Origin of the sequence: Pseudolysinimonas sp. (genome assembly GCF_031389465.1) — a bacterium.
Taxonomy (GTDB): Bacteria; Actinomycetota; Actinomycetes; order Actinomycetales; family Microbacteriaceae; genus Pseudolysinimonas_A.
Genome location: NZ_JANMSQ010000008.1, coordinates 1 through 2,824, shown reverse-complemented (window position 1 = coordinate 2,824; position 2,824 = coordinate 1). Strand labels below are relative to the sequence as shown.

General features: G+C 67.3%; 4 protein-coding genes. 3 read left to right on the top strand and 1 reads right to left on the bottom strand.

The window, feature by feature from the left end:
* Window positions 1–335 precede the first annotated feature (335 nt).
* Complete coding sequence (locus RMO30_RS00220) at window positions 336–797, top strand: M23 family metallopeptidase (protein ID WP_309707918.1); 462 nt, start codon at window positions 336–338, stop codon at window positions 795–797.
* Here the strand turns inward: RMO30_RS00220 and RMO30_RS00215 are convergent.
* A complete protein-coding gene (locus RMO30_RS00215) occupies window positions 782–1,459 on the bottom strand; it encodes a TetR/AcrR family transcriptional regulator (RefSeq protein ID WP_309707917.1) in 678 nt (225 codons plus the stop codon). The two genes, RMO30_RS00220 and RMO30_RS00215, sit on opposite strands and share 16 nt — an antisense overlap.
* Window positions 1,460–1,537: 78 nt before the next feature.
* Here RMO30_RS00215 and RMO30_RS00210 point away from each other — a divergent pair, with 78 nt between their 5' ends.
* Both RMO30_RS00210 and RMO30_RS00205 read left to right on the top strand, forming a co-directional pair.
* Window positions 1,538–2,506, top strand: coding sequence for an NAD(P)-dependent alcohol dehydrogenase (locus RMO30_RS00210; RefSeq protein WP_309707915.1), 969 nt, complete (start codon window positions 1,538–1,540; stop codon window positions 2,504–2,506).
* Window positions 2,506–2,824, top strand: a 319-nt coding sequence (locus RMO30_RS00205) for a hypothetical protein (protein ID WP_309707913.1), incomplete at its 3' end; no start/stop codon positions are given. The genes RMO30_RS00210 and RMO30_RS00205, both read left to right, overlap by 1 nt.

Sequence of the window (2,824 nt, the reverse complement as noted above, 5' to 3'; positions counted from 1 at the left end):
CGTTGTTGAATCCAGTATTAAAAGTTTGGGTTTGCGCCTTGCTGGTAAGCATGATCTTGTGAGCCAAAATAGTGGGCGAGCTTTGAGGTAGGGGTGGGCGCGGTTCGGTTAACCGAACCAAATGATGTTTTTACAAACGGAACCATTGAAAATTTCGGTTTTTGGTTAACCGAACCTAGGGCATTTTTTTTGGCCACCGCTACGACGCGGGAGAGCTGTTCGCGCTCGCGATGGCGGAGCTGTTCTGACCCCTCCCCCGGTCGGCGAGGTGCTCGCGATCCCCCGGATCGCGTCGCAACGCGCCGCCCAGGTGTGGGCGAAAGCAAAGTAACAGGATGCGCCCGCCTCGAGTACTCGTCGGGCTCGCCGTCGCGCTCGCGCTGGCACCCTCGGCACTTTGGGCGTGGCCAGTGCCGGCGCCGCATCCAATCGCTCGGCCGTTCATCGCGCCCGCAACCCCGTACTCGGCGGGGCACCGCGGGCTCGACATCCGGGCCGACGTCGGCGTCGAGGTGCGCGCGCCCGCTGCAGGGGTAGTGCACTTCGCCGGGTTCGTCGTCGATCGCCCGGTGATCTCGATCCGGCACGCGGGTGGAGTGCTGTCGTCGTTCGAGCCCGTCGAGCCGCTCGTCGCGACCGGCGATCGGGTGGCGCGCGGGGATGTCATCGGCATCCTGCTGCCCGGACATTGCTCCTCGTCCTGCCTGCACCTCGGCGCGCGCATCGACGGCGAGTACGTCAACCCGCTGCTCTTTCTCGGCGGGTTGGAGCACGCGGTGCTCTACCCGCTCGGGTGACCGGTCTCGCCCGTGAGCCGCGCAGCGAGCGCGTCGAGGATCAGCTCCAGCCCGTGGTCGAACTCGTTGCCGTAGGCGTAGTCCTGCCCGACGATCAACTCGTTGACCAACTCGACCATGTAGGGGAAGCGCTCGTCGAGCAGCGTGACTTCGGCGACGTAGTCTTCGACCCGCTCGTCGGCTTCGAAAGGCAACCGTTGCTCGGTTAGCACGAATCCGTAGATATACGAGTCGATGACCGAGAACGCGTGAGCGGCAAGGTTGACGCTGAATCCGTTGCGGCGCAAGCATCCGAGCACCGCGTTGTGGTGTTCGAGTACGGCGAGGCCGGCAGCGCGACGCGACTCGACGAGGGTGAGGCCCCAGGGATGCGCCGAGAGCACGGCGCGGGCAGCCTGGGCGCGGTCGCGCATTCCGTCGCGCCAGCCCGCCTCGGGTGAGGGCAGTTGGATGCGCCCGAACACCCAGTCGGCCAGCTCGTCGAGCAACTGCTCTTTGCCGGCGATGTGGTGGTAGAGCGACATCGCCTCGACGCCGAGCCGCTTGCCGACACTGCGCATGCTGACGCCCGCCAGACCGCTTTCGTCGGCGACCTCGGCCGCGGCGTCGACGATGCGTTCGCGGCTCAGCGGCGTCTTGCTGAGCGCCTTGCGGCCTGCCACCATCGCCTCCCGATTGCGTTCTTACGCGTGTAAGGCTACTCTAGCGCCGATGTAACTTACAGGCGTAAGGAGAGATGGATGCGTGCAGTGGTCGTCGAGCGATACGGGCCACCCGAGGTGGCGCGAGTGCGCGAGGTTCCGACCCCGACCCCCCGGGCCGGCGAGGTGCTCGTGCGGGTGATGGCAGCCCCGGTGGCGAGCGGCGATGCCCGCTTGCGTTCGGGCCGCTTCCCGAAAGGTTTCGCGCTGCCGGCGCGGCTCGCGATAGGTATCCGCGGTCCGCGCAACAGCATCCTCGGCACCGCCTTCTCGGGCGAGGTCGTCGCGCTCGGTGAGGGCGTGCGCGGCTTCGCCGTCGGCGATCGGGTGTCGGGCATGACTGGGATGCGCATGGGCGCTCATGCCGAGTTCGTCGTCGCGACGCCCGCGAAGCTTGTCGCGACACCGGCATCCGTCACGCACGATGCTGCGGCCGCGGTGCTGTTCGGCGGCGCGACCGCCCTCGACTACCTGCGCGACAAGGCGCGGCTCACGGCAGGGTCGACGGTGCTGGTGAACGGCGCGTCCGGCGCGGTGGGCACGAGCGCGGTGCAGCTCGCGCGGCACTTTGGGGCCGAGGTAACCGGGATGACGAGCGCTGCGAACGCCGACCTCGTGCGGCGACTGGGCGCTGGCCGGGTGATCGACTATCGCGAAACGTCTCCCGACGAATTGCGCGCGAGCGGCGAGCGTTTCGACGTGGTGTTCGACACCGTCGGCAACGTAAGCCCCGCATCGGGACGCCCGCTACTGACTGACGGCGGAGTGCTGCTGCTCGCCGTCGCCGGCCTCGGCGACACGCTCGCCGCGCGGGGACCGGTGAAGGCGGGCCCCGCGTCCGAGAGCCACGAAATCATCGAGAGTGTGCTCGCCCTCACTGCTGACGGCGTGCTCGACCCGCTCATCGAGTCGTCGCATCCGCTCGACCAGATCGCCGACGCCTACCGGCGGGTCGACTCGGGCCGTAAGGTCGGCAACATCATCGTGCGACCGACGGAGCGTGCTTGATGGACCCAACCCGGATCGTTCTCGCCGCCTGCTGGGTGTCGCTCATGCTCATCTACCTACTCGGCGATGTGCTGCGCATCTTCGCGGGGCACTTCACGCCCGGCCGCATGGCTGGTCGTGAGGCGGCCGGGTGGATGTGGACGGTCGCGGCGCTCGTGATGCTTCTGCCGATCGTGATGATCCTGGTGTCGCTGCTGGTGCCCGCCACCCCGCTCGTTTGGATCACCGTGATCGTCGCGGCGTTCCTGGTGCTCTTCAACCTGGTGGGGCTGCCGTATGAGGGGTTCTACGACAACATGCTCATCGTGGTGGGCATCG